Below are 26,136 nucleotides of genomic sequence, written 5' to 3'. Positions count from 1 at the left end.
GTACCTCCACCCGGCACGCCCAAGGGAGCAGACATGCCTGGACCGTCCAGGGGCAGCTCGGCACAACCGCCCGTCGCCATCACCGGCATGGGCGTGGTCACCCCCGGCGGATGCACCCCGGACGAGCTGTGGCACACACTGCGCACCGGCCGCTCCACCGCCGCCGCGCTCACCCACATCGACCTCAGCCGCCACCGCGTACGCATCGGCTGCCGCGTCCGCGGCCTGGAGAGCCTCACCGGACTGCTCCCCGCCAAGGAAGCCCGCCGGATGGACCCCTTCGCCCACTACGGCACCGCCGCGGCCCTCGCCGCCCACGCCGACGCCGGCTCACCCACCGCCGAACCCGGCCGCACCGCCATCGTCGTCGGCAACGCCGTCGGCGGCCGCGCCACCAGCGACCTGGAGTCCGCGCACTTCACCGAAGGCGGACCCGCCCGCGTCAACCCGCTGATGCCGCTGATGACCATGCCCAACGCCGCCGCCGCCCACATCGCCATCCGCCTGGGCTGGACCGGACCGGCCCTGACCGTCGCCAACACCTGCGCCAGCGGCGCCGACGCCATCGGCCACGCCCTGATGCTGCTGCAGACCGGCCGCGCCGACCTGGTCATCGCCGGCGGCACCGAACACACCCTCACCCCCGTCACCCTGGCCGGCTTCGGCAACCTCAGCGCGGTCTCCTTCCGCAACGACGACCCCGAACACGCCTCCCGCCCCTTCGACAAGGACCGCGACGGCTTCGTGATGGGGGAGGGCGCCGGCTTCGTCGTCCTGGAACGCCTCGCCGACGCTCGCGCCCGCGGCGCGGCCACCTACGGCCTGGTCGCCGGATACGCCGCCACCGCCGACGCCCACCACCTGGCGATGCCGCTGCCCGACGGAGCCGGCGCCGCCGCCGCCATGACCGCAGCGATCGCCGACGCCGGCCTGGACCCCGCCGACATCGTCCACGTCAACGCCCACGGCACCTCCACCCCCTACAACGACCGCTCCGAAGCCGCCGCCCTCACCAAGGTGTTCGGCACCGCCCAGCCGCCCGTCACCGCACCCAAATCGGTCATCGGCCACCTCATCGGCGCCGCCGGAGCCGTCGAACTCATCGCCACCGTGCAGGCCATGCGCCACTGCGAGGTGCCGCCCACCGCCAACCACGAACAGCAGGAGCCAGGAATGGACCTCGACGTCGTCCACGGCCGACCCCGCGCCGTGCGCCCGGGACCCGCGATCACGAACTCCTTCGGGTTCGGCGGCCACAACTCCTCCCTGGTGGTGACGCCGGTATGACCACCCTCGCCCTCCCCGCCCCCACCCGCACCCTGACCGTCACCGAACCCCAGATCACCGACTACCGGGCCGCCGCCCGCGCCGGACTGCCCGCCGCCCGCCCCGGCCAGGCGTCCCCCGTCCACACCTTCGTCCTCGCCCACACCGTCGCCGAACAGACCGTCGCCGCCCTGACCGCCGCCGAACCCGGCCCGGTCTCCGTGGTCCACCTCGGCCAGGACATCCGCACCCTGCGCCCGGTCCGCCCCGGCGAACAGGTCACCGTAGGGCTGGAGGTGGCCGGCATCCGCAAGGAACCGCGCGGCGCCCGCATCGCCCTGCGGGTCCGCCTCACCGGCGAGGACGGCCCCGCCCCCTTCGCGGAACTCCTCATCTCCGCCCTGCTGGTCGGCGCCGTCCTGCTGGAACCCTTCGGCGACATCACCGGCGCCGCCCCCGCCCCCGCCCCGCAGGGCACCGGCACCCCCCACAGCGCCGTCCACGAGCTCACCGGCGACTCCATCAGCTCCTACGCCCACGCCTCCGGCGACCTCAACCCCATCCACCTCGACGAGAGCGCCGCCCGCGCCGCCGGCTTCGACACCGTCATCGCGCACGGCATGAGCGTGGTCGCCCTCGCCGTCGAGGAGGCCGTCGACCGCTTCGCCGGCGGCGACTCCGCCCGCGTCCGCGGCCTCGGCTGCCGCTTCTCCGCCCCCGTCGCCCCCGGCACCCCGCTGGAGATCGTCCTGCAGCCCGACGCCGGCGCCCGCCTGGTCCGCTTCACCTGCAAGACCCCGCAGGGCGCCGCGGTGAAGTCCGGCTGGATCGAACTCGCCGCCCCCGCCGACGGAGCCCCCCGATGACCCCACACCCCACCACCGCGCAGACCGTGCCGGCGGTCGAGCTCGGGCTCCTCGGCGGCTTCCTCACCCAGGTCCGCGACCGCCCCGACGCCACCGCCCTGCTCTTCAACGGCCAGGAGACCACCTACCGCGAGCTGTACGAACAGGCCGGCCGCGAACGCGACCGCCTCGCACGCCTGGACCTCGCCCCCGGCGAGCCCGTCGGTGTCCTCGCCGACAAGTCCCCCGCCACCGTCGCCCTCGTCCTGGCCTGCCTCCTCGCCCACCGCCCGCTGCTCCTGCCCTCCCCGGCCTTGGCCGACACTCTCCTGGCCGACCTCTTCGCCCAGGCCGGCTGCGCCCACGTCCTGGCCCCCGGCGGCCACCGCGCCCGCGTCACCCCCAGCCCGCACACCGCGGCCATGCCCCTGCCCGCCGACGAGGCCGCCGAGGTGGCGCTGATGCTCACCACCTCCGGCTCCACCAGCCTCCCCAAGATCGTCCCGCTGGGCCTGGACGCCGTGGACCGCTTCACCCGCTGGGCCGCCCACGCCTTCACCATCGGCCCCGGACGCACCGTCCTGAACTACGCCCCCCTCAACTTCGACCTGTGCCTGCTGGACGTCTGGACCAGCCTCGCCCGCGGCGCCCGCGTCGTCCTCGTCGACCCCGCCCTCGCCGCCCACGGCCGCCACCTGCGCGACCTGGTCCTGCGCCACGACGTCGACGTCGTCCAGGCCGTCCCCATGGCCTTCGGCCTCCTGCAGGACGCCGCCGCCAAGACCGGCGACACCTTCCCCCGCGTCAGCCACGTCATGTTCACCGGCGACGCCGTCACCGACCGCACCCTGGCCGCCCTGCCCCAGCTCTTCCCCCACGCCCGCATCCACAACATCTACGGATGCACCGAGACCAACGACAGCTTCCTCCACGAGGTCGACCCCGCCCGCACCACCACCCCCGTCCCCATCGGCCGCCCCCTGCCCGGCGTCCGCGCCCTCCTCCTCGACCCCGACACCCGCACCCCCGTCGAAGGCCCCGGCAGCGGCGAACTGTACGTCTCCACCCCCTTCCAGACCCGCGGCTACCTCGACCGCACCCGCCACGCCGACAAGTTCACCGGCCACCCCCTCGGCCTCGACGACCGCCGCTGGTTCCGCACCGGCGACCTCGTACGCCGCGACGCCGCCGGCACCCTGCACCTGACCGGCCGCACCGACTTCCAGGTCAAGGTCCGCGGCGTCGCCGTCAACACCGCCGAGATCGAACGGGTCCTGCACGAGCACCCCGACGTCCTCGAAGCCGGCGTGACGGCCCTGCCCGACCCGATCGCCGGCAAAAGACTCCTCGCCGCGGTCCACCGCGCCCCCGGCTCCCCCCTCACCGCCCTGCAACTGCGCACCCACTGCGCCCGCCACCTGCCCAGGGCCGCCGTACCCCACCAACTGACCCTCACCGACGAGCCGCTGCCCCGGACGGCCACCGGAAAAGTCGACCGCAAGGCCCTCGACCGGCTCGGCACCACACCCGGCACCACACCCAGCGCGGTCCCGACCGCACCCACGACACCCGTTCCCGCGCCGGCACCCGCCGCCGCACCTCTCGCCGAAGGAATCCGCTCATGAGCAACGTCGACACCATCAAGAACTTCGTCATCACCGAGTTCCTGCCCGGCACCTCCGCCGCCGAGCTCGCCACCGACCACGACCTCCTCAACGACGGCGTCATCGACAGCCTCGGCGTCCTCAAGCTCATCGCCTGGGTCGAGGACCGCTTCGAGCTCGCCATCGGCGACGCCGACCTCGACCCCGACAACTTCCGCAGCGTCCGCTCCATCGACGCCTTCATCACCGCCTCCCGCCGCACCGCGGCCGCCTGACCCCACCCCGACGCACGACGAGACGGAGACCGACCGTGCACGACGCACTCACCGGCCTGCTCGAACAGCGGGCCCCGGTCGAACGCGACACCTGGCGGTCCTGGTGGGACCAGCTCGGCGAAGGAACCCTCGACAGGGCCGAAGTCCTCGCCCTGCTCGCCGCCCTGACCAGCCGCCTCCCCGACCACCGGACCCTGCGCCCCCTGCTGGACTCGCTCGCCGAACGCCGGCCGGCACCCCCGGCGGCGACCGGCTGGGAGGGCACCGTGAACGTCGTCGGCACCGGCGGCGGCCCCCGCACCTTCAACATCTCCACCGCCGCGGCGTTCGTCGCCGCGGCGGCCGGGGTCAAGGTCGTCAAAACCGGCTCCCGCGCCTACACCAGCTCCCTCGGCTCCGTCGACCTGCTGGAACGGCTCGGTGTCCGTCTCACCACCTCCCACACCCACACCGAGGACACCCTCGCCGCCCACGGCATCGCCTTCGCCGGCCCCTACGTCTACCCCGCCCAGCTGACCCGCCTGGCCCGCACCGTGGTCCCCGACAGCCTCAAACCCTTCGGCCGGTTCCTCAACGCCCTCGGCCCCTTCCTCGCCGACCTGCCCGTCACCGCCCAGATCACCGGAGTCTCCGCCGCCGCCCCCCTGGACACCCTGCGCCACCTCGCCGCCACCACCACCGGCCGCCGCATCTGGCTCACCAGCAACGACACCGGAGCCGACGAACTGCTGCCCTTCGCCACCAACACCATCCACGGCCCCAACAGCCTCACCCGCATCATCCGCCCCGGCGAACTCACCCCCGGCGACGGCTCCTTCGCCGACCTGCGGCCCGCCGACACCGCCACCGCCGTCCCGCACTTCCGCACCGTCCTGGCCGGCACCGCCGGCCGCGTCGCCACCCGTACCGTCTGCCTCGGCGCCGCCGCCCTCATCGTCGCCTCCGGCGCCCGCCGCGACTGGCCCTCCGCCGTCGCCGTCGCCGAGGACGCCATCCACTGCGGCGCCGCCGCCGACCTCGCCCACCGCCTCACCACCACCCCCCGCCCCCTGGCGGTGACCCATGCCTGACCCCACCACCGCCACGCCGGCCGCCCAGGGCCCGGCCGCCACCGCCACCCAGGGCACAGCCGCCCCGGCGCCGTTCTTCCCCACCCGGCGGCCCGGCACCCCGCCCGGGCTCGCCCTCTTCCTCAACGCCGGCGACCCGCCCCTGCCCGCCCTGCACGAACTGCTGCCCATGCTCGACGAAGAAGGCGTCGACTGCCTCGAACTGGCCGTCCCCTTCCCCGACTCCGTCACCGACGGCCCCGTCATCCGCCGCTCCGCCCGCCGCGCCCTGGACACCGCCGCCGCCGGCCTGGACGACGTACTCGCCACCCTCGCCGCCGTCCGGCCCCGCCTGCACCGGCTGCGGATCGCCCTGCTCGCCGACTGGAGCCACACCCTCAAACACCGCGACCCCGCCACCACCACCCGCGAGATCGCCGCCGCCGGCGCCGACGGACTCCTCGTCCACGCCCTGCCCCCACGGCTGCGCCAGACCTACCGGGACGCGGCCACCACCGCCGGACTGCCCCTCGTCACCACCTGCTACACCAGCAGCCCGCCCCCCACCCAGGCCCAGGCCGCCACCGAAGCCACCGCCTACCTCTACCTCGTCGCCCACTACGGACGCAGCGGCACCGCCCCCGCCACCGGCCACGCCGCCCTGGCCCGCACCGTCACCGCCCTGCGGGCCCACACCGACTCCCCGATCGCCGTCGGCTTCGGGGTCAGCACACGGCAGGACGTCGAAGCCGTCGGCGCGGCCGGCGCGGACGCCGCGATCATCGGCTCCGCCGCGGTCGCCGCCGTCGAACACGCCCACCACAGCGGCACCGACGTCACCGAGGCCCTGCGGACCTTCGTCCGCCAGGTCCTGCCCGCACCAGCGCACCACACCGCCTGACACCGGGCGCGAAAGAGAGCACCGCACCACCCACCACACACACCGAGACACCGAACCCACCGGGAGACAGCCATGATCGTTCGCGACATCGAGTCCGTGAAGACCGTCGAGTGGGGCAACGGCCTCAGCCGCCGCTTCCTCCTCGCCGAGGACGGCCTGGGCTACTCGCTCACCGACACCACCGTCCTGGCCGGCACCAAGTCCCGCCTGGAGTACGTCAACCACCTCGAAGCCTGCTACTGCATCGAGGGCTCCGGCGAGGTCATCGAACTCGACGGCACCTCCCACGAGATCGTCCCGGGCCGGATGTACGCCCTCGACCAGCACGACGCCCACTACCTCGTCGCCAGCCCCCACGAGGACCTGCGCCTGGTCTGCGTCTTCTCACCCGCCCTGCGCGGCGACGAGGTCCACAGCCTCGACGCCCACACCTCCTCCGCCTACTAGCCGCCCGCCGCGACCCACCCACACCCGCACCACCACCGCATCCGAACAAAAGGGGTCCCTCGTGATCCGATGGAACGCCGACCAGGCAGACCTGCGCGAAGGTCTGGAACGCTGGGGAGACGCACTCAGCGCCGACCACATCGAGCTCGACGCCCAGAGCGCCTTCTCCCACGACAAGTGGAAACTCGTCCAGAAGACCGGAATCCTGGGCCTGCCCTTCGACGAGGACCACGGAGGTCTCGGGCAGTCCCTCCTGACCACCATGTACGTCCTGGAGGGCCTGGGGGAGTACAACCGCGACGCCGGCCTCAGCTTCTGCATCACCACCTCCATCTGCTCCACCGGCATCCCCCTCCAGCAGTTCGGCACCATCGAGCAGAAGGAGCGCTACCTGCCCCACATCTGCTCCGGCGAGGCCATCGGCGCCCACGCCATCACCGAGGCCGAAGGCGGCTCCGACGCCATGGCCATGACCACCCGCGCCGTCCGCGACGGCGACGACTTCGTCATCAACGGCAGCAAGGTCTTCGTCAGCAACGGCCCCATAGCCGACGTCATCGTCGTCTACGCCCGCACCCACCCCGACGGCGGACCCCTGGGCACCACCGCCTTCCTCGTCGACCGCGACACCCCCGGCCTGACCGCCGGGAAACCCCTCAAGAAGATGGGACTGCGCACCTCACCGCTGAGCGAACTGTTCTTCGACGACGTACGCGTCCCCCGCACCGCCGTCCTGGGCCGCGTCGGCGGCGGCCTGCTGGTCCTGGACTACGTCATGAAACGGGAGATCCTCCTCTCCTTCATCGTCAACGTCGGGGAGATGCAGCACCGCCTGGACCGCTGTGTCGACTACGCCAAGACCCGCACCTCCTTCGGGAAGGCGATCGGTTCGTACCAGACGATCGCCAACAAGATCGTCGACACGAAGATCCAGCTGGAAACCGCCCGCAAATGGCTCTACGACACCGGAGAGAAACTCCAGGCCGGCGAGAACATCACCACCGACCTGGCCATCTCCAAACTCGTCACCAGCGAGAGCAACCTCGCCACCAGCCTCACCGCCGTCCAGATCTTCGGCGGCCACGGCTACATGGCCGAACTCGGCCTCGAACAGGACGTCCGCAACGCCGTCGGAGGCACCATCTACTCCGGCACCAACGAAATCCAGTACAACCGCATCGCCTCCACCCTGGGACTGGGCAAGTGAGCACGCCCCGCCCGCTGTCCCGGACGCTGCTGAAGGTCTGCGGGGCCACCGCCCCGCACGACATCGAAGCGGCGGCGGCCGCCGGGGCCGACTGCGTCGGCCTCTGGCACGGTATCCCCGGCGGCCCCTCGGAACTGGACCAGGACGGGCTCGCCGCCCTCGCGGCGGCGGCCCGCTCCGCCGGCCTCCTGCCCGTCCTGGTCACCTTCCTCTCCGACCCCCGCCACCTCACCGCCCTCGTACGCGCCACCGGCGCCGGCTGGGTCCAGCTCCACGCCTACCAGCCCCCCGCCGCCGTACGCGCCCTGCGCGAAGCCCTCCCCGCCGAGACCGGCATCGTCAAGGTCCTCCACGTCCAGCAGGACGGCCACTGCGTCGAACGCCCCCTCATCGGCGCCTACGGCCGCGCCGGCACCGACCTGTTCCTCCTGGACACCGCCACCGGCGACGGCCGCATCGGCAGCACCGGCGCCGCCCTCGACCCCGCCCGCCTCACCCCCCTCCTGCCCCGCCTGACCCGCCCCTTCCTCCTCGCCGGAGGCATCACCCCCCACTCCCGGCCCGCCTACGACGACATCGTCACCCACCCCGGATTCCGCGGCATCGACGTCGACACCGCCGCCCGCTCCCCGCACACCGGAGCCTTCGCCGTCCCGCAGATCGCCGCCCTGGCCCGCGCCTGGCGCACCACCACCACCCCCGGACCCGGACCCGGACCCGCTGCCGTCCCCGCCGCCGACCCTGAGCTGGAGCCCTCGCGATGACCACACCCCACCGGACCGGCTTCCCTTTTCTCGAGGCCCTCCGCGCCTCCCCGACCCCCGTGGTCATGGAAGTCAAACGACGCGACGCCCACGGCTACGACATGCTCGGCGGCCGCACCCCCGCCGCCATCGTCGGCGCCTACGAAAGAGCCGGCGCCCCCTGCATCTCCGTCGTCACCGGCCGCTGGTTCGGCGGCTCACCCGCCCTGCTGCGCGACGTCGCCGCCCTGACCCCCCTGCCACTGCTGCAGAAGGACTTCATCACCAGAAAGGACCAGATCCGCACCGCCCGGGAACTGGGCGCCTCCGCCGTCCTGCTCACCGCCGCCCTGCTGCCCGCCTCCAGCATGCGCACCCTGGTCACCGAATGCCTCCTGGCCGGCCTCACCCCCTTCGTCGAGATCACCGGCGAGAACGAACTCGAAGCCGTCCACCACCCCCAGGAATGCGTGATCGCCGTCAACAACAAGGACATCAAGACCCGCGAACGCGACACCGGCGACCTCGGCCGCTCCCTGGACCTGCTGCCCGCCGTCCGCGCCGCCGGCGCCGCCTGCCCCGTCAGCGCCAGCGCCATCGACACCCCCGCCACCGCCGCCGCCCTCCTCGACGCCGGCTTCGGCGGCCTCCTGGTGGGCACCTCACTGCTGCGCACCGGCTCACCCGAAGCCTGGGTGGACGCCATGACCGGCGCACGGAAAGGGCTGGCCCTGCGATGACCCCACCCACCACCGCCGCCCGGCCCTGCACCCTCAACGCCGCCGGCATCGAACTCTCCGCCCTCCTCGCCCTCCCCGACCGGGCCACACCGCGCGCCACCGTCCTGGCCATCCACGGCCGCGGCATGCGCGCCGCCTACTGGAACACCTTCATCCCCCTGGCCACCGCCGCCGGCCACGCCGTCCTGGCCGTCGACCGCCCCGGCTACGGCCACTCCGCCCACCAGCTGCCCGACGGCCAGGACCTGCCCGGCCAGGCCGAAACCCTCCACGCCGCCCTCAAGGAACACAGCGCCCAGTACGACACCGGCGCCGGCATCCTGCTCCTGGGCCACTCCGACGGCGGCAAGGTCGCCCTCCACACCGCCGCCACCAGCGGCGCCGTCCCCCTGCTGGGCGTCGACGCCTCAGGGGTCGGCCACCACTACAACCCCGAGGCCCTGCACTTCCCCTCCACCCTCGGCGCCGGCGCCACCCGCCTCAACTGGGGCCCCCTGCACCTCTACCCGCCCGGCACCTTCCAGGCCAGCCGCACCCTCCTGGCCCCCACCCCGCCCCGCGAAGCCGCCGAGACCCTGCGCTGGCCCGCCCAGTACGCTGACCTCGCCCCCCGCGTGCGGATCCCCGTACGCCTGACCTTCGCCGAACACGAAGCCTGGTGGCACCTCACCGACCACACCGTCGCCGCCATGACCGCCCGCCTGACCGGCAGCCCCGCCGTCACCGTCGACCACCTGCCCGCCTCCGGCCACAACATCAGCCTCGGCCACACCGCCGCCACCTACCACCAGCGCGTCCTGGACTTCCTCGACACCCTCCTCACCCCCTGAACCACCCCTGAGCGCACAGCAGTCCGCGCCGGCAGCCCCAGGCTGCCGGCGCGGAACGCATTTCCCCGGACCCGGGGGGGCGGACGGATCAGGCCGCCACCACCCGGCTCACCAGCTGATCACGCACCCGCGCCGGCAACCCCGGCGCGAACCGCTGCAGATAGTGATCCATATGCGCGTCGTCACCCACCAGGAACGGCAGGTCGAACACCAGCAGCTTGCGGACCGCCAGCAACGGCACCGGCGCCCGCAACGGCCGGAACGCCTCGTTGTACAGGCCCGGCTCCGCACACACCGGATGGAACTGACCGATCATCAGCCCCTCCGCCACGAACTCGTCCTTCGCCTTGCGCTGCAGCTCATCGAGCTCCACCGAATCCGTCGGATCGAACCCCGGCAGCACCAGCAGGATCGTCAGCAGCTCCCGGTCCTGCTCCGACAGCGGCGCCGACAGCACCGCGTGCCGGGTCCGCAGCGAGTCCACCGCCGACGCCAGGTCCTCACAGCCCGCCGACGGCAGCGCCAGATGGAACAGCTCCTTGCGCAGCGAAGGCTGCGTGTACGGGCACACCGGACCGCTGCGCCCCAGCTCAGGATGGCTGGAGACCAGGAACTCACGGCTCCACGCCAGCACCTCGCCCAGCGGCCCCAGAGCCGCCGCCGGCGCCTGACCGCGGGCGATCTCCCCGGCGGTCCACGACTGGATCAGATCGTCTCCCCTCATCGGGGGTCCCTCCACATGGGTCGCAGGACGGGCCCGTCACCGGGCAGGACCAGATCGCAGCCGAACCGCTCGAAGCCCACCCGCCGGCTGGCGGCCTCACCACCGGGGGAGCTGGCCTCCACGTACGCCCCCACGCCCTCGGCGTCCGCGCGGTCCAGCATCCGCGACAGCAGCCCCGACATCAGACCGGCCTGCCGGCGGCCCGCGCTCACCGCCCCGAAGGAGACGTAGTAGTGCGGCCGCCCCGCCGGATGCCGTGCCGCCTGGAGGGCTGCGATCGTACGCATCGCCTCCGCGTGCTCACCCAGCACCCGCGACAGCGCCGCGTCCACGGCCGCCTCGTCCGGCTCGGCACCGGCGGGCAGGAACAGCAGCACCGCCTCACCGTCCCCGGCGGTGAACACCCCGCCGTGCGCGGCGGACAGCTCCACGAACACCCGGAAGAAGCCGGGCAGCAGCTCCGCCCGCCGCCGCTCGTCGGGGATCATCCAGCGCGTCAGCGCGTCCTGCTGGAAGGACGTGGCCAGCAGCCCCGAAAGACGGGCCACAGCCGAGGGACCCAGCCGGTTCACAGAAGAAAGTGCGGACAAGACAAGCCTCCGGTCGGAAGAAGAACGAGCAGGGGAGAGAAGAAGCGAAGAAGAGAAGAAGGCAGGGGGGAGCGGGGCAGCGGGGGAGCGGGGGAGCGGGCGCGGTCACGCCGTGGTGCGGCGGCCGTGCGCGGCGAGTTCCTCCAGCCGCGCGTGCAGCACCGGCAGGAAGTCCTCGAACTCCGGCTTGATCAGCACACTGCGCACCACCCGCGCCGCGTCCGCGTCCCGCACCACCCGCGGATGACGCCGTACGAACGCCTCCGCGTCCGCCCGCAGCACACTGACGAACACCGGATCGCTCTGCGCGTCCATCCCCGCCCGCAGCAGCCGCTGCGAGGCCGCGTCGATCGAGGACAGCGCACCGTCGCCGGTCACCGGGAAATACGTCACGATGTCCAGGTCCGGGCGCTGGTACAGCTCCAGCTCCCCGGAAGCGGCCAGCAGGTCCGCCCACCGCAGCGCGGCCCGCCGGTTCGCCGACAGGATCCGCCCGAAGCCCTCCGGGGTCAGCGGCAGCACCTGCAGGGTCAGCCACAGCGCGGCCGCCGCCGCACCCGCCCGCGAGCACTCCAGGCTGATCTCACCCAGATGCAGCTCCGCGTCGGTGAAGTACGTGTACGGCGAGTCGTGCGCGAAATGCCGGCCCGCCCGCGGATCGGGGAACAGCACCGCCCCGCACCCGTACGGCTGCAGCCCCTGCTTGTGCGGGTCCACCACCACCGAGTCGCAGGAGGCGATCGCCCGCCAGGGCGCCGGATCCACACCCCCGCCGTCCTCCGCCGTCCCGCCGGCCCGGCCCAGGATCGCGTAGAACCCGCCGTACGCCGCGTCCACATGCACCCGCACCCCGTACCGGCGGGCCAGCGCCAGCACCTCGTGCACCGGATCGACCGCGCCCAGCCCGGTGGTCCCGGTCGTCACCACGACCGTGCCGACCCGCCCGCCGCGCAGCACCTCCTCCAGCGCCCCGAGATCGATCCGCCCGGCACCGTCGGCGGGCACGCGGTGGCCCTCCATGCCCAGCACCCGGCACATCCGCTCATGGGTGTAGTGGCTCTCGGAGCTGTAGGCGATCCCGCGGCCGGGATGCACCTGCCGGGCCACATACAGGGCCTCCAGGTTCGCCATCGTCCCGCTCGTCGTCAGATGCCCGACATGCGCCTCCAGCCCGAACATCCCCGCCAGGGCGGCGACCGCCTCCCGCTCCATCTGCGTCGTCGCCGGACCGCCCTCGGCGGCATGGTTGTTCGGGTTGAACAGCATCGCCGTCAGATAGCCGGTCACCGCCGCCGGATGCGGCGGCTTGACCATCTGCCCGGCGTACCGCGGATGGAAGAACGGATAGTTGTCGTCCATCCGCTTGGCCAGCCGCTCGAACGCCTCCCCGAACACCGCACCGTCCACCCGGTGCGCCTCATGGCCGCGGTACGGGCCGAACTGCCCGCCCCACCGCTCCGCCACCTCCAGCGCGCGCGGCAGCCAGTCGCGTAAGTCACGCAGATCACGTCGGTCCACGGACGCCTCCCCCCAGCAGGCCGCCCCCGCGGACGGGGCCGGCACGGTCGCGCGTACGCGGTCGTACGTACGCACGAGGAGCCTGGCCCAGCCCCCGCAAGGCCCGCGCAACGCCGGACGCCCGCACACCATCCCGGCTCGAGCCCGCCGCAAGCCGCGTCTGGTGCACTCGCCGCGCGCCACCCGTGCCGGGCCCGCCCCGCCACCCGCACCCGCCCGCCCCGCATCCCCGGGGCGGGGCGGCCGCACCCCGTCAACCCGCCTTCCCAGGAGGACACTTCCATGGTCACCAGACGCAGCCTGCTCGGCGGCGCCCTCGCCGCCACCGGCGCCGGACTCCTCACCGCCGGCGGCCTCACCCCGCTGCTCACCGCCCACTCCGCCCCGGCCGCCCCCGCCCCCGGTGCGGGCGGTCCGGGCGGTGCGGGTGGTCCGAAGGTGGCGCTCCCGCCGCCGTTCACCGTCCGGATGCCGTCCCCGCCGGTGCTCTCACCGGTCTCCACCCTCGGCGGCCAGGACACCTACGCCGTCACCATCAAGGAAGTCACCCGCGAGATCATCCCCGGCACCCAGACCAAGGTCCTCACCTACGACGGCCACTTCCCCGGCCCCGTCCTGCGCGCCCGCAGCGGCCGGCGCGTCGTCATCCGCCACCGCAACCAGCTCACCATGCCCGTCGCCGTCCACCTCCACGGCGGGAACGTCTCCCCGGACAACGACGGCGCCCCCATGGACACCTTCGCCCCCGGCACCTCCCGCACCTACACCTACCCCAACCAGCAGAGCGCCGCCGGACTGTGGTTCCACGACCACGCCCACCACATGGAATCCGAACACGTCTACCGCGGCCTGTCCGCCACCTACCTCCTCACCGACGACACCGAACGCGCCCTGCCCCTGCCCGCCGGCCAGTACGAGATCCCCATCGCCCTGCGCGACGCCCACTTCGACGACGCCGGACAGCTCCACTACGTCATGGACGACGTCTTCGGCCGCACCACCCTCCTCGCCAACGGCCGCCCCACCCCCTACGTGGAGGTCGCCGCCCGCAAATACCGCTTCCGGCTGCTGAACTCCTCCAACATGCGCTTCTTCCAGCTGCGCCTGGCCGACGGCGGCCAGATCACCCAGATCGGCACCGACGGCGGACTGCTGGAGCGGCCCTTCACCACCGACACCGTCGGCCTCTCCCCGGCCGAACGCGCCGACGTCGTCATCGACTTCTCCCGCTACCCCGTCGGCACGAAGATCGTCCTGGAGAACACCCTGGGCCCCGGCACCCCCGAACAGGTCGGCAAGGTCCTGCGCTTCGACGTCGTACGCACCGCCCCCGACCCCAGCCGCATACCCGACCGGCTGCGCACCCTGCCGCCCATGGCCAAGGCCACCGTCGAACGCACCGTCGTACTCAGCATGGACGAGGACGGCCGCCAGGAACCGCGGGGGTTCATGGACGGCCGGGTCTGGGACGCCCAGCGCATCGACCAGACCGTCACCCACGGCACCTCGGAGATCTGGACCGTCACCAACACCAACAAGCTCGCCCCGCACAACTTCCACATGCACCTGGTGCAGTTCCGCGTCCTGGAACGCAACGGCGCCCCCGTCACCCCCGCCGAAGCCGGCCTCAAGGACACCGTCCGCCTCTTCCCCGGCGAAACGGTCAAACTCCACGCCACCTTCGACACCTACCGCGGCACCTACGTCTACCACTGCCACCTGCTGGACCACTCCGCAATGGGCATGATGGCCAACTTCCGCATCAGATAGCCCTGCTGCACACCGGGGCCGGGGGGGCGGGAGCGAGCCGGACCCGGAGCCGGAACCGAGGCCGAGGCAGGGGCCCGGGCGGGAGCCGGGTCCGGGGCAGGGTCATGGGCAGGGGCCGGGCAGGGGTTCGGGCCCGGGGGAGCTGCGCTCGACGCGCGCTCAAGGACGGGCCGAGGACCCGCCACGAGAATCCTCGGCAACAGACCATGTCCGGCCCGTGTCCCCCACGAGTCCCCTCATGCGTCCAGAACACCGAAAGGGAAGAGGAGGGAAACCGATGGCCGACACCCTGGCCATGACCGCGGTCCTCACACCCGGCCCTCCCACCTCCCTCGACCTCCACGGCAGGCTCACCCCCGCCGCCCTCACCGCCGCCCTCGCCCTCCTCCCGCCGTGCACACCCACCCTGCACCGGCACACCGCCCACCACCACACCCTCACCCTGCCCCCGCCGCCGTTCCCCGCCGGACGCCTCTGCGACCTCCTCACCGGAACCCCGGCGGCGGGCCACCCCCCGGCCCCCGCCCCCTCCTTCCTCACGGCACCGGCACCGGCACCGGAGCCGGACGGGCCGCCACCCCTGCCGCACCCCCGCCGCGAACTGCTCCTCGACGCCCTCACCCACCCCGGCGCCGCCCTGCACATCGAACAGCTCCACTGGCGCTGGCACGGCCCCCTGGACACCCGCCGCTTCACCGCCGCCTGGCAGACCCTCTACGACACCGAAGCCGTCCTGCGCACCGCCCTGGCCAGACCCCCCGCACCCGGCACCGGCCCCCACCTCACCGTCCACCCCCACGCCACCCCCCAGCTGCAACGCCACCCCCGCGGCAGCGCCGACTGGCACGCCCTCCTGCTCAGCGAACGCATGCGGGAATTCGACCTCCACCGGCCCGGCACCGCCCTGCGCATCGCCCTGCTGGAGGAGAACGGCCCCACCCACCGCGTCCTGCTGACCTACCACCAGGCCCTCCTCGACGGCTGGAGCGCCCGCCTGCTGCGCCGCACCCTGCACCGCGCCTACCTCGCCGACGGCCGCCCCGCCGGCAGCGAACGCCGCCCCGACATCCGCGACCACCTGCGCTGGACCGCCCTCCAGGACACCGCACCCGCCCGCGCCTACTGGGCCCGCACCGCCGCCCCCGCCGACGCCGCCCGCCTGCCCGGCCCACCCCACCCGCCCCACCCCGCCCCCGGCCACCCCCCGCGCGGCCACGGCCGCAACCGCCAACGCCTCACCCCCTACGAAGCCCTGCGCCTGCGCACCTGGGCCGCCTCCCGAGGCGCCGCCGAAAGCACCGCCCTGCACGCCGTCTGGGCCCTGCAACTCCACCGCGCCACCCCCGACGCCCCCGCCGTCACCTTCACCACCACCGTCTCCGGCCGCGGCATCCCCCTCCCCGGCGCCGAACGCCTCCCCGGCCCCCTCCGCAACACCCTCCCCCTCCACACCCCCATCACCCCCACCACCCCCCTCACCCACCTCCTCACCACCCTCACCACCCAAACCCTCCAATCCTCCCCATACGAATGGCTCCCGTCCTCACCCCCCGCCCCGGCCCCCGGCACCGAGCCGCACCCTCACACCGACGCGGGCGCAGCCAGTTCCCCGGACCCCCGCGTGGACCTGGGCGCCGACACCGCCCCCGGTGCGTCTGCTGCCCCGGCCCCGGCCCCGTCCAACGAGCCTCGCCCCGGCCCGGCTTCGGCTCCCGGTACCGCCCCGGGCCCGGGTCCCCACCCGGCCCTCGGCGCCGAGCCGTGCTCTCACACCGACGCGGCCGCAGCCGGTTCCCCGGACCCGCGCACGGATGGGGGCGCCGCCACCGCCCCGGAGTCAGGCGCTGGTTACGGCGTCGAAGCCGCCCCGTGCCCCGGCCCCAACTCCACGCCCGGCCCCGACCTGCCCTCGGGCACGGCCCCGGGCCCCGGCCCGGGTCCGGCTGCCACCCCTGCGCCAGCGCCGTCCAACGAGCCGAGCCCCGGCCCGGCTTCGGCTCCCGGTACCGCCCCGGGCCCGGGCACCCACACGGCCTCCGGCGCCGAGTCCTGCCCTCGTACCGACGCGGCCGCAGCCGGTTCCCCGGACCCGCGCACGGATCGGGGCGCCGCCACCGCCCCGGAGTCAGGCGCTCGTCACGGCGCCGAGATCACCCCGTGCCCCGGCCCAGACTCGGCGCCCGGCCCCGGCCTCGACCTGCCCTCGGGCCCCGGACCGGGTCCGGCCACCACTCCTGCCCCGGCGCCGTCCAACGAGCCGAGCCCCGGCCCGGCTTCGGCTCCCGGTACCGCCCCGGGCCCGGGTCCCCACCCGGCCCTCGGCGCCGAGCCGTGCTCTCGTACCGACCTGGGCGCAGCCAGTTCCCCGGACCCGCGTACGGACTTGGGCGCCGCCACCGCCCCGGAGTCAGGCGCTGGTCACGGCGCCGAGACCACCCCGTGCCCCGGCCCAGGCTCCGCGCCCGGCCTCGACCTGCCCCCGGGCAGCGCCCCGAGCCCGGGGGCCCACCCGAGCCCCGGCTCCCGTCCGTGCCCCGGCCCGGGTCCGCACTGCGCCAACGCCCCGGCCACTGCCCCTGGCCAAGGACCCGGTACAGGCCCGGCCCTCGCCAGCGGCACCCCCGGCGAGGGACCCGGTACGGGTCCGGCCCGCATCGGCGGCGCCGAGTCCGCTCCCGGCGAGGACCTGCACGGCGCCCCCGGCGAAGGATCCGGTACGGGTCCGGCCCGCATCGGCGGCGCCGACTCCGCCCCCGGCCAGGGGCCGCACAGGGCTCCCGGCCAGGCGCCCGGTACGGGCTCGCGTCGCGCGGGCGGCACCGACGCCACCCACGGCGAGGGCCCCCACGGCGCCCCCGGCCAGGACCCGCACGAGGCCCCCGGCCAGGACCCGTACGGCGCCCCGGGCGAGGCCCCGCACGAGGCCGCCCGCCAAGCCCCCGGCACGGCTTCGCACCGTGCCAGCGGCCACGCCCCCCGCCAGGCGACCGGCCCGGCCTCGCACCGCGCCCCCGGCCCCGCCCCCCGCCAAGGGGCCCGGCCCGAGACACTCGTCGGGTTCGAGGCGCTGGCGCCCCTCGGCCCCGCCGACGACCCCGTACACGCCGAGCTCGCCGCCGAAGGCATCCGCGTCGACCCCGCCGAAGCCATCGCCGCGCACACCCCGCTGCTCTACACCCTCACCGCCCACCACGACACCGAAGGCGGACTCGTCCTCACCGCCGTCCACGACCGCACCCGCATCACCGACACCGACGCCGCCGAAACCCTCGCCCAGACCGCCCTGCTGCTGCGCGCCCTGCCCGACACCGCCGGCCACGACGCCACCGTCGCCCAGGCCCTCGCCCTCCTCGCCGCCCTCCCCGTGCCCCGCACCATCCGCCCCACCCCCGCCACCACCACCGCCCGCACCCTGCGCATCCTGCGCGCGGCCACCCGTACCGGCACCGGCACCATCTGCCTGCTCCCACCCCCCGGCGCCCCGCCCGGCTGCTACGACGCCCTCGCCGACGCCTACCCCGGCCCGCAGGCCCTGGCCACCGTGCCCCCGCCCGCCGACGCCCGCAGCGTGCTCGCCGCCCTCCGCCCCGCCCTCGCCCGCGGCGAACCCCTCCTGCTGGGCGGCTTCTCCGGCGCCGGCTCCCTCGCCTGCGAAGTCGCCGAACGCATCGCCGCCCACGGCTGGTACCCGCCCCGCGTCGCGATCGCCGGCACCCTCACCGCCCCCCGCGGCGGCCCCGACCCGGTCCGGGCCCTCGCCCGGACCCTGCGGACCGCGGCGGCCACCACCGCCCGGCCCTGAACCACCCCGCACCACCCACCCGCACCACCCACCCGTACCACCCGACACTTTCGTCCCACACCACCAGGAGTGACATGTCCCGTCGTCTGTTCACCTCGGAATCCGTGACCGAGGGGCACCCGGACAAGATCGCCGACCAGATCAGCGACACCATCCTCGACGCCCTCCTCGCCCAGGACCCCACCTCCCGCGTCGCCGTCGAAACCCTGATCACCACCGGCCTCGTCCACATCGCGGGCGAAGTCACCACCCAGGCGTACGCCCCCATAGCCCAGCTCGTCCGCGACAAGATCCTCGACATCGGCTACGACTCCTCCGCCAAGGGCTTCGACGGAGCCTCCTGCGGAGTCTCCGTCTCCATCGGCTCCCAGTCCCCGGACATCGCCCAGGGCGTCGACACCGCCTACGAACAGCGCGTCGAAGGCGCCGCCACCGGCGAGGACGGCGACGCACTCGACCGCCAGGGCGCCGGCGACCAGGGCCTGATGTTCGGCTACGCCACCGACGAGACCCCCGAACTGATGCCCCTGCCCATCCACCTCGCCCACCGGCTCTCCCGCCGCCTGTCCGAGGTCCGCAAGAACGGCACCCTCCCCTACCTGCGCCCCGACGGAAAGACCCAGGTCACCATCGAGTACGACGGCCACCGCGCCCTGCGCCTGGACACCGTCGTCGTCTCCTCCCAGCACGCCTCCGACATCGACCTCGAAGCCCTGCTGACCCCCGACATCAAGGAACACGTCGTCGACCACGTCCTCGCCCGCCTCGCCGACGACGGCATCAAGCTCGACACCGACGGCTACCGCCTCCTGGTCAACCCCACCGGCCGCTTCGAGATCGGCGGCCCCATGGGCGACGCCGGCCTCACCGGCCGCAAGATCATCATCGACACCTACGGCGGCATGGCCCGCCACGGCGGCGGCGCCTTCTCCGGCAAGGACCCCTCCAAGGTCGACCGCTCCGCCGCCTACGCCACCCGCTGGGTCGCCAAGAACGTCGTCGCCGCCGGCCTCGCCGCCCGCTGCGAGGTCCAGGTCGCGTACGCCATCGGCAAGGCCGAGCCCGTCGGCCTCTTCGTCGAGACCTTCGGCACCGAGACCACCGACATCACCCGCATCACCGACGCCATCACCGAGGTCTTCGACCTTCGCCCGGCCGCCATCATCCGCGACCTGGACCTGCTGCGCCCGATCTACGCCCAGACCGCCGCCTACGGCCACTTCGGCCGCGAGCTGCCCGACTTCACCTGGGAACGCACCGACCGCGCCGACCTCCTCAAGGCCGCCGCCACCCGCGCATAACCACCCCGCGTCACCATCGCCCCAGCCCCACCCCCGCCGGGGCCCGGCCACCCGGCCCCACCCGCCGCCCCGCCGGGCCCCAGCACCCCCGCACCACCCCCGCACCACCCCTTCCACCGAGACCGGACCGACCGACCGACCAGCTCAGGAGTGAGTCCACGTGCGTATCGCGGTGACCGGATCCATCGCCACAGATCACCTCATGGCCTTCCCCGGCCGGTTCGTCGACCAGCTGCTCCCCGACCAGCTGCACACCATCTCCCTGTCCTTCCTCGTCGACACCCTCGAAGTCCGCCGCGGCGGAGTCGCCGCCAACATCGCCTACGGCCTCGGCGGACTCCGCATGGAACCCCTCCTCGCCGGCGCCGTCGGCCCCGACTTCGCCGAGTACGAGGTCTGGCTCAAGGAACACGGCGTCGACACCGCTCCCGTGCACGTCTCCGCCGACCACCAGACCGCCCGCTTCATGTGCATGACCGACCAGGACTCCAACCAGATCGCCTCCTTCTACGCCGGCGCCATGGCCGAAGCCGCCCGCGTCGACCTCCACGCCCTGCACGCCGCCACCCCCCTGGACCTGGTCCTCGTCTCACCCAACGACCCCGCCGCGATGCTCCGCCACACCGAACAGGCCCGCGAACTGGGCATCCCCTTCGCCGCCGACCCCTCCCAGCAGCTCGCCCGCCTCACCGGCGCCGAGGTCCGCACCCTCGTCACCGGCGCCCGCTGGCTCTTCACCAACGAATACGAATCCGCCCTCCTGCGCGAACGCACCGGCTGGGACCACCGCCAGGTCCTCGACCAAGTCGGCACCTGGATCACCACCCTGGGCGCCCAGGGCGTCCGTATCGACGCCAAGGACACCCCCACCCTCACCGTCCCCGCCGTCCCCGACGTCCACGCCGCCGACCCCACCGGCGTCGGAGACGCCTTCCGCTCCGGCTTCCTCGCCGCCGTCGGCTGGGACCTGCCCCTGCGGACCGCGGCCCAGCTCGGCTGCGCCATGTCCGCCCTGGCCCTGGCCGCCGTGGGCTCACAGTCCTACGAGATCCAGCCCCAGCGGCTCCTGAACACCCTCCGCACGGTGTACGGGGAGCACGCGGCCGGGCTGCTGGAACCGAAGCTGGGGACGCCGGCATGACCACCAACACACCGCACACGACGGACACACCGCACGCGCAGGCCCGCGCCGACGCCCTCCGCGCAGCACTCACCACCCGCGTGGTCGTCGCCGACGGCGCCATGGGCACCATGCTTCAGGAACAGGACCCCAGCCTGGAGGACTTCCAGCAGCTGGAAGGCTGCAACGAGGTCCTGAACGTCACCCGCCCCGACATCGTCCGCTCCGTCCACGAGGCGTACTTCTCGGTGGGCGTGGACTGCGTCGAGACCAACACCTTCGGCGCCAACTACGCCGCACTCGCCGAATACGACATCCCCGACCGCAACTTCGAACTCTCCGAAGCCGGCGCCCGCATCGCCCGCGAGGTCGCCGACGAGTTCACCACCTCGACGGGACAACAGCGCTGGGTCCTCGGATCCATGGGACCGGGAACCAAGCTCCCCACCCTCGGACACATCACCTACGCCCAGATCCGCGACGCCTACCAGATCAACGCCGAAGGACTCCTCACCGGCGGCGCGGACGCGCTGCTGGTGGAGACCACCCAGGACCTCCTGCAGACGAAGTCCTCCATCATCGGCGCCCGCCGCGCCATGGACGCCCTCGGCCTGCACGTCCCGCTGATCTGCTCCGTCACCGTCGAGACCACCGGCACCATGCTCCTCGGCTCCGAGATCGGCGCCGCCCTGACCGCGCTGGAGCCGCTGGGCATCGACATGATCGGCCTCAACTGCGCCACGGGCCCGGCGGAGATGAGCGAGCACCTGCGCTACCTCGCCCGCAACGCCCGTATCCCGCTGTCCTGCATGCCCAACGCCGGCCTGCCCGTCCTCACCAAGGACGGCGCCCACTACCCGCTCAGCGCCCCCGAACTCGCCGACGCCCAGCAGGGCTTCGTCCGCGACTACGGCCTCTCCCTCGTCGGCGGCTGCTGCGGCACCACCCCCGAGCACCTGCGCCACGTCGTCGAACGCGTACGGGGGAGTGCACCCGGCCCCCGCGACCCGCACCCGGAACCCGGCGCCGCCTCCCTCTACCAGACGGTGCCGTTCCGGCAGGACACCTCGTACATGGCGATCGGTGAGCGGACGAACGCGAACGGGTCGAAGAAGTTCCGTGAGGCGATGCTGGAGGCGCGCTGGGACGACTGTGTGGAGATGGCGCGGGACCAGATCCGTGAGGGCGCGCACATGCTGGACCTGTGTGTGGACTACGTGGGCCGTGACGGTGTCGCGGACATGCAGGAGCTGGCCGGCCGCTTCGCGACCGCTTCGACGCTGCCGATCGTGCTGGACTCGACCGAGGTCCCCGTCATCCAGGCGGGGCTGGAGAAGCTCGGCGGGCGTGCGGTGATCAACTCGGTGAACTACGAGGACGGCGACGGCCCCGAGTCGCGGTTCGCGAAGGTGACCCGGCTGGCGCAGGAGCACGGTGCGGCGCTGATCGCGCTGACCATCGACGAGGAGGGCCAGGCCCGCACGGTCGAGCACAAGGTGGCGATCGCGGAGCGGCTCATCGAGGACCTGACCGGCAACTGGGGCATCCAGGAGTCGGACATCCTCATCGACACCCTGACCTTCACCATCTGCACCGGCCAGGAGGAGTCCCGCGGGGACGGTATCGCCACGATCGAGGCGATCCGCGAGCTCAAGCGCCGCCACCCCGACGTGCAGACCACCCTGGGCCTGTCGAACATCAGCTTCGGCTTGAACCCGGCCGCCCGCGTGCTGCTGAACTCGGTCTTCCTCGACGAGTGCGTGAAGGCGGGGCTGGATTCGGCGATCGTGCACGCCTCGAAGATCCTGCCGATCGCCCGCTTCGACCAGGAGCAGGTCGACACCGCCCTGGACCTCGTCTACGACCGGCGTCGTGAGGGCTACGACCCGCTCCAGAAGCTCATGGCCCTGTTCGAAGGCGTCAACACCACATCCCTCAAGGCCGGCCGGGCCGAAGAACTCCTCGCCCTGCCCCTCGACGAACGCCTCCAGCGCCGCATCATCGACGGCGAGAAGAACGGCCTCGAAGCCGACCTCGACGAAGCCCTCACCACCCGCCCCGCCCTGGAGATCGTCAACGACACCCTCCTGGAGGGCATGAAAGTCGTCGGTGAGCTCTTCGGGTCCGGGCAGATGCAGCTGCCGTTCGTGCTCCAGTCGGCCGAGGTCATGAAGACGGCTGTCGCCTACCTCGAACCGCACATGGAGAAGACCGACGCCGAAGGCAAGGGCACCATCGTGCTCGCCACCGTCCGCGGCGACGTCCACGACATCGGCAAGAACCTCGTCGACATCATCCTGTCCAACAACGGCTACAACGTGGTCAACATCGGCATCAAGCAGCCGGTCTCCGCGATCGTCGAAGCGGCCCAGGAGCACAAGGCCGACGTCATCGGCATGTCCGGCCTGCTGGTCAAGTCCACGGTGATCATGAAGGAGAACCTGCAGGAGCTCAACCAGCGCAAGCTCGCCGCCGACTACCCGGTCATCCTGGGCGGCGCCGCCCTCACCCGCGCCTACGTCGAACAGGACCTCCACGAAATCTACGAGGGCGAGGTCCGCTACGCCCGCGACGCCTTCGAGGGCCTGCGCCTCATGGACGCCCTCATCGCCGTCAAACGCGGCGTCCCCGGCGCCGAACTCCCGCCCCTCAAGCAGCGCCGCGTCGCCCGCCGCGACAGCCCGCTGCTCCAGACGGCCGAAGCCGCCCCGGCGGGCCGCTCCGACGTCGCCGCCGACAACCCCGTACCCACCCCGCCGTTCTGGGGCACCCGCGTCATCAAGGGCATCCCCCTCAAGGACTACGCCACCTGGCTGGACGAGACCGCCCTGTTCAAGGGCCAGTGGGGGCTGAAAGACGCCGACACCATCGCCACCGACGGCCGGCCCCGGCTGCGTGGCTGGCTGGACCGCCTCCACACCGACGGCCTCCTCGAAGCGGCCGTCGTCCACGGCTACTTCCCCTGCGTGTCCAAGGGCGAAGACCTCATCCTCCTCGGGGAGAACGGCTCCGAACGCGCCCGGTTCACCTTCCCCCGCCAGAGCCGCGGCCGCCTGTGCCTGGCGGACTTCTTCCGCTCCGACGAATCCGGCGAGACCGACGTCGTCGGCCTCCAGGTGGTCACCGTAGGCAGCCGTATCGGGGAGGAGACCGCACGGCTCTTCGCCGCCGACTCCTACCGCGAGTACATGGAACTCCACGGCCTGTCGGTGCAGCTGGCCGAGGCCCTGGCCGAGTACTGGCACTCCCGGGTCCGCGCCGACCTCGGGATCGGCGGCCTCGACCCCCAGAGCATGGACGGCATGTTCCGCACCGAGTACCAGGGCTGCCGCTACTCCCTGGGCTACCCCGCCTGCCCCGACCTGGAGGACCGCGCCAAGATCGCAGACCTCCTGCGGCCCGAACGCATCGGCGTCGAGCTCTCCGAGGAGTTCCAGCTCCACCCCGAGCAGTCCACCGACGCCATCGTCCTGCACCACCCCGAAGCCAGCTACTTCAACGCCCGCTGAATTCAGTCCATTCACCATCCCGAGCGCTCCCGCGACGAGCCGGAAGGAGTCCGACATGCCGGCTGCCCTGGCCGCCACCGCCGAACGCCCCCGCACCCCCCACCCCACCACCACCCCGGCCCCCGCCCCCGCCCGGGCCGGCGTCCGCGAACTGCTGGCCCAGGGCAGGCGGACCTTCTCCTTCGAGTTCTTCCCCCCGAAGACCGACGCCGGCGAGCGCACCCTGTGGGCGGCCATCCGCCGCATCGAAGCCCTCGCCCCCTCCTTCGTCTCCGTCACCTACGGAGCCGGCGGCTCCTCCCGCACCCGCACCGTCGAGGTCACCAAACGCATCGCCACCGAGACCACCCTGCGCCCCGTCGCCCACCTCACCGCCGTCGGCCACTCCGTCGCCGAACTCCGTCACATCATCGGCCAGTACGCCGACGCCGGCATCCGCGACGTCCTCGCCCTGCGCGGCGACCCGCCCGGCGACCCCAAAGGCAGGTGGACGGCCCACCCCGAGGGCCTGGACCACGCCCACGAACTGGTCACCCTCATCCGCCGGCTGGGCGACTTCACCGTCGGCGTCGCCGCCTTCCCCGAACGGCACCCCCGCTCCCTGTCCTGGACCGAGGACATCCGCCACTTCGCCGCCAAATGCCGGGCCGGCGCCGACTACGCCATCACCCAGATGTTCTTCCACCCCGAGGACTACCTGCGGCTGCGCGACCGGCTCCACGCGGTGGGCTGCCTGACCCCGGTCATCCCCGAGATCATGCCGGCGACCGATTTCCGCCAGATCCGCCGCTTCGCCGAACTCAGCGACGCCCGCTTCCCCGACCACCTCGCCCGGCGCCTCGAAGCGGCCAAGGACAACCCGGCCGACGGACACCGCATCGGTGTCGAGTACGCCACCGCCATGTCCGCACGCCTCCTCGCCGAAGGCGCACCCGGCCTGCACTACATCACCCTCAACAAGTCCACCGCGACTCTAGAGATCCATCAGAACCTGAACCCCAGCACCACTCACCACCACGCCACCACCGACACGGAGTAGAACCCATGGACTTCAAGGTCGCCGATCTCTCCCTGGCCGCGTTCGGCCGCAAGGAGATCACCCTGGCCGAGCACGAGATGCCCGGTCTGATGTCGATCCGCCGTGAGTACGCCGAGGCGCAGCCGCTGGCCGGCGCCCGGATCACCGGCTCCCTGCACATGACCGTGCAGACCGCCGTCCTCATCGAGACCCTGGTCGCCCTCGGCGCCGAGGTCCGCTGGGTGTCCTGCAACATCTACTCCACCCAGGACCACGCGGCCGCCGCGATCGCCGCCGCCGGCATCCCCGTCTTCGCCTGGAAGGGCGAGACACTGGAAGAGTACTGGTGGTGCACCGAGCAGGCCCTGACCTGGCCCGGCCACGCCGGCCCCAACATGATCCTCGACGACGGCGGCGACGCCACCCTCCTGGTCCACAAGGGCGTCGAATACCAGAAGGCCGGACAGGTCCCCGACCCCTCCACCGCCGACAACGAGGAGATGGCCCTCGTCCTGGAACTCCTCGGCAGGACCACCCTCGACTGGTCCGCCCTGGCCGCCGGCATCCGCGGTGTGACGGAGGAGACCACCACGGGTGTGCACCGTCTGTACGAGATGATGCAGTCGGGTGAGCTGCTGTTCCCGGCGATCAACGTGAACGACGCGGTGACGAAGTCGAAGTTCGACAACAAGTACGGCTGCCGGCACTCGCTGATCGACGGCATCAACCGTGCCACCGATGTCCTGATCGGCGGCAAGGTGGCCGTGGTCTTCGGTTACGGCGATGTGGGCAAGGGCTGTGCGGAGTCGCTGCGCGGTCAGGGTGCGCGGGTGGTCATCACCGAGATCGACCCGATCTGTGCGCTGCAGGCGGCGAT

At 73.1% G+C, this 26,136-nt stretch carries 21 protein-coding genes; 18 read left to right on the top strand and 3 right to left on the bottom strand.

The genetic code is table 11. From position 1 onward, the window contains the following. Window positions 1–33 precede the first annotated feature (33 nt). The 11 genes from ABZ873_RS13195 (at window position 34) to ABZ873_RS13145 (ending at window position 9,907) form a co-directional block, all read left to right on the top strand. Window positions 34–1,287 (top strand): beta-ketoacyl-[acyl-carrier-protein] synthase family protein, encoded by a 1,254-nt coding sequence (locus ABZ873_RS13195; protein ID WP_360869703.1) that lies wholly within the window; start codon window positions 34–36, stop codon window positions 1,285–1,287. Then, window positions 1,284–2,132 carry a MaoC/PaaZ C-terminal domain-containing protein gene (locus ABZ873_RS13190; RefSeq protein WP_360869701.1) on the top strand — a complete coding sequence of 283 codons (849 nt, stop codon included), beginning with the start codon at window positions 1,284–1,286 and terminating at the stop codon, window positions 2,130–2,132. The genes ABZ873_RS13195 and ABZ873_RS13190 overlap by 4 nt, the downstream gene beginning before the upstream one ends. Continuing rightward, window positions 2,129–3,736: an AMP-binding protein gene (locus ABZ873_RS13185; protein ID WP_360869698.1), complete on the top strand. Its 1,608-nt coding sequence runs from the start codon at window positions 2,129–2,131 to the stop codon at window positions 3,734–3,736. Before ABZ873_RS13190 ends, ABZ873_RS13185 begins: the two co-directional genes overlap by 4 nt. Continuing rightward, complete coding sequence (locus tag ABZ873_RS13180; RefSeq protein ID WP_360869695.1) at window positions 3,733–3,990, top strand: acyl carrier protein; 258 nt, start codon at window positions 3,733–3,735, stop codon at window positions 3,988–3,990. Before ABZ873_RS13185 ends, ABZ873_RS13180 begins: the two co-directional genes overlap by 4 nt. A gap of 35 nt (window positions 3,991–4,025) precedes the next feature. Beyond that, window positions 4,026–5,060, top strand: a complete 1,035-nt coding sequence (locus tag ABZ873_RS13175; protein WP_360869692.1) for a hypothetical protein — start codon at window positions 4,026–4,028, stop codon at window positions 5,058–5,060. Further along, a complete protein-coding gene (gene trpA / locus ABZ873_RS13170) occupies window positions 5,053–5,940 on the top strand; it encodes a tryptophan synthase subunit alpha (RefSeq protein ID WP_360869689.1) in 888 nt (295 codons plus the stop codon). The genes ABZ873_RS13175 and trpA overlap by 8 nt, the downstream gene beginning before the upstream one ends. 72 nt (window positions 5,941–6,012) lie before the next feature. Next, entirely contained in the window at window positions 6,013–6,387 is a 375-nt protein-coding gene (locus ABZ873_RS13165; RefSeq protein ID WP_360869686.1) for an ectoine synthase, read from the top strand. A gap of 61 nt (window positions 6,388–6,448) precedes the next feature. Beyond that, window positions 6,449–7,594, top strand: coding sequence for an acyl-CoA dehydrogenase family protein (locus ABZ873_RS13160; RefSeq protein WP_360869683.1), 1,146 nt, complete (start codon window positions 6,449–6,451; stop codon window positions 7,592–7,594). Next, window positions 7,591–8,358 (top strand): N-(5'-phosphoribosyl)anthranilate isomerase, encoded by a 768-nt coding sequence (locus ABZ873_RS13155; RefSeq protein ID WP_360869680.1) that lies wholly within the window; start codon window positions 7,591–7,593, stop codon window positions 8,356–8,358. Before ABZ873_RS13160 ends, ABZ873_RS13155 begins: the two co-directional genes overlap by 4 nt. Beyond that, window positions 8,355–9,077: an indole-3-glycerol-phosphate synthase gene (locus tag ABZ873_RS13150; RefSeq protein WP_360869677.1), complete on the top strand. Its 723-nt coding sequence runs from the start codon at window positions 8,355–8,357 to the stop codon at window positions 9,075–9,077. Before ABZ873_RS13155 ends, ABZ873_RS13150 begins: the two co-directional genes overlap by 4 nt. Continuing rightward, complete coding sequence (locus ABZ873_RS13145; protein WP_360869675.1) at window positions 9,074–9,907, top strand: alpha/beta fold hydrolase; 834 nt, start codon at window positions 9,074–9,076, stop codon at window positions 9,905–9,907. The genes ABZ873_RS13150 and ABZ873_RS13145 overlap by 4 nt, the downstream gene beginning before the upstream one ends. An 88-nt stretch (window positions 9,908–9,995) precedes the next feature. Here ABZ873_RS13145 and ABZ873_RS13140 read toward each other — a convergent pair whose 3' ends face one another. The 3 genes from ABZ873_RS13140 to ABZ873_RS13130 all read right to left on the bottom strand — a co-directional run bounded on the left by ABZ873_RS13140 (window position 9,996) and on the right by ABZ873_RS13130 (window position 12,685). Continuing rightward, window positions 9,996–10,631 (bottom strand): DUF6875 domain-containing protein, encoded by a 636-nt coding sequence (locus ABZ873_RS13140; protein WP_360869672.1) that lies wholly within the window; start codon window positions 10,629–10,631, stop codon window positions 9,996–9,998. Then, window positions 10,628–11,179, bottom strand: a complete 552-nt coding sequence (locus tag ABZ873_RS13135; protein ID WP_360869669.1) for a hypothetical protein — start codon at window positions 11,177–11,179, stop codon at window positions 10,628–10,630. The genes ABZ873_RS13140 and ABZ873_RS13135 overlap by 4 nt, the downstream gene beginning before the upstream one ends. A 147-nt stretch (window positions 11,180–11,326) precedes the next feature. Next, on the bottom strand, window positions 11,327–12,685 hold the full coding sequence (locus ABZ873_RS13130; protein ID WP_360869884.1) for an aminotransferase class V-fold PLP-dependent enzyme: 1,359 nt from the start codon (window positions 12,683–12,685) through the stop codon (window positions 11,327–11,329). A gap of 336 nt (window positions 12,686–13,021) precedes the next feature. On the opposite strand from ABZ873_RS13130, the gene ABZ873_RS13125 reads away from it, so the two are divergent. The 7 genes from ABZ873_RS13125 to ABZ873_RS13095 form a co-directional block, all read left to right on the top strand. Beyond that, entirely contained in the window at window positions 13,022–14,509 is a 1,488-nt protein-coding gene (locus ABZ873_RS13125) for a multicopper oxidase family protein (protein ID WP_360869666.1), read from the top strand. Between the two features lie 277 nt (window positions 14,510–14,786). After that, complete coding sequence (locus tag ABZ873_RS13120) at window positions 14,787–18,311, top strand: condensation domain-containing protein (protein ID WP_360869663.1); 3,525 nt, start codon at window positions 14,787–14,789, stop codon at window positions 18,309–18,311. 74 nt (window positions 18,312–18,385) lie between these two features. Next, the gene (gene metK / locus ABZ873_RS13115; RefSeq protein WP_360869659.1) at window positions 18,386–19,612 is read left to right on the top strand and encodes a methionine adenosyltransferase; all 1,227 of its coding nucleotides are present in this window, start codon (window positions 18,386–18,388) and stop codon (window positions 19,610–19,612) included. A gap of 160 nt (window positions 19,613–19,772) precedes the next feature. After that, window positions 19,773–20,753: a carbohydrate kinase family protein gene (locus tag ABZ873_RS13110; protein ID WP_360869656.1), complete on the top strand. Its 981-nt coding sequence runs from the start codon at window positions 19,773–19,775 to the stop codon at window positions 20,751–20,753. Continuing rightward, on the top strand, window positions 20,750–24,241 hold the full coding sequence (gene metH, locus ABZ873_RS13105; RefSeq protein WP_360869653.1) for a methionine synthase: 3,492 nt from the start codon (window positions 20,750–20,752) through the stop codon (window positions 24,239–24,241). The genes ABZ873_RS13110 and metH overlap by 4 nt, the downstream gene beginning before the upstream one ends. A gap of 55 nt (window positions 24,242–24,296) precedes the next feature. Then, a complete protein-coding gene (metF, locus tag ABZ873_RS13100) occupies window positions 24,297–25,280 on the top strand; it encodes a methylenetetrahydrofolate reductase [NAD(P)H] (protein ID WP_360869650.1) in 984 nt (327 codons plus the stop codon). 5 nt (window positions 25,281–25,285) lie between these two features. Then, a partial coding sequence (locus tag ABZ873_RS13095) for an adenosylhomocysteinase (protein ID WP_360869647.1) occupies window positions 25,286–26,136 on the top strand: 851 nt, incomplete at its 3' end.

It is taken from the genome of Streptomyces sp. NPDC047014 (genome assembly GCF_040644195.1).
Lineage (GTDB): Bacteria > Actinomycetota > Actinomycetes > Streptomycetales > Streptomycetaceae > Streptomyces.
The sequence above is the reverse complement of the archived record's forward strand: the minus strand, read 5'-3'. Positions and strand labels throughout refer to the sequence as shown.

What these genes read in the sequence shown, in the direction of transcription:
- ABZ873_RS13140 (WP_360869672.1), bottom strand. Translation starts at nt 10,631, where the DNA reads ATGAGGGGAGACGATCTGATCCAGTCGTGGACCGCCGGGGAGATCGCC.
- ABZ873_RS13180 (WP_360869695.1), top strand. Translation starts at nt 3,733, where the DNA reads ATGAGCAACGTCGACACCATCAAGAACTTCGTCATCACCGAGTTCCTG.
- ABZ873_RS13145 (WP_360869675.1), top strand. Translation starts at nt 9,074, where the DNA reads ATGACCCCACCCACCACCGCCGCCCGGCCCTGCACCCTCAACGCCGCC.
- metF (WP_360869650.1), top strand. Translation starts at nt 24,297, where the DNA reads ATGCCGGCTGCCCTGGCCGCCACCGCCGAACGCCCCCGCACCCCCCAC.
- ABZ873_RS13165 (WP_360869686.1), top strand. Translation starts at nt 6,013, where the DNA reads ATGATCGTTCGCGACATCGAGTCCGTGAAGACCGTCGAGTGGGGCAAC.
- ABZ873_RS13190 (WP_360869701.1), top strand. Translation starts at nt 1,284, where the DNA reads ATGACCACCCTCGCCCTCCCCGCCCCCACCCGCACCCTGACCGTCACC.
- ABZ873_RS13125 (WP_360869666.1), top strand. Translation starts at nt 13,022, where the DNA reads ATGGTCACCAGACGCAGCCTGCTCGGCGGCGCCCTCGCCGCCACCGGC.
- ABZ873_RS13195 (WP_360869703.1), top strand. Translation starts at nt 34, where the DNA reads ATGCCTGGACCGTCCAGGGGCAGCTCGGCACAACCGCCCGTCGCCATC.
- metK (WP_360869659.1), top strand. Translation starts at nt 18,386, where the DNA reads ATGTCCCGTCGTCTGTTCACCTCGGAATCCGTGACCGAGGGGCACCCG.
- ABZ873_RS13150 (WP_360869677.1), top strand. Translation starts at nt 8,355, where the DNA reads ATGACCACACCCCACCGGACCGGCTTCCCTTTTCTCGAGGCCCTCCGC.
- trpA (WP_360869689.1), top strand. Translation starts at nt 5,053, where the DNA reads ATGCCTGACCCCACCACCGCCACGCCGGCCGCCCAGGGCCCGGCCGCC.
- metH (WP_360869653.1), top strand. Translation starts at nt 20,750, where the DNA reads ATGACCACCAACACACCGCACACGACGGACACACCGCACGCGCAGGCC.
- ABZ873_RS13120 (WP_360869663.1), top strand. Translation starts at nt 14,787, where the DNA reads ATGGCCGACACCCTGGCCATGACCGCGGTCCTCACACCCGGCCCTCCC.
- ABZ873_RS13185 (WP_360869698.1), top strand. Translation starts at nt 2,129, where the DNA reads ATGACCCCACACCCCACCACCGCGCAGACCGTGCCGGCGGTCGAGCTC.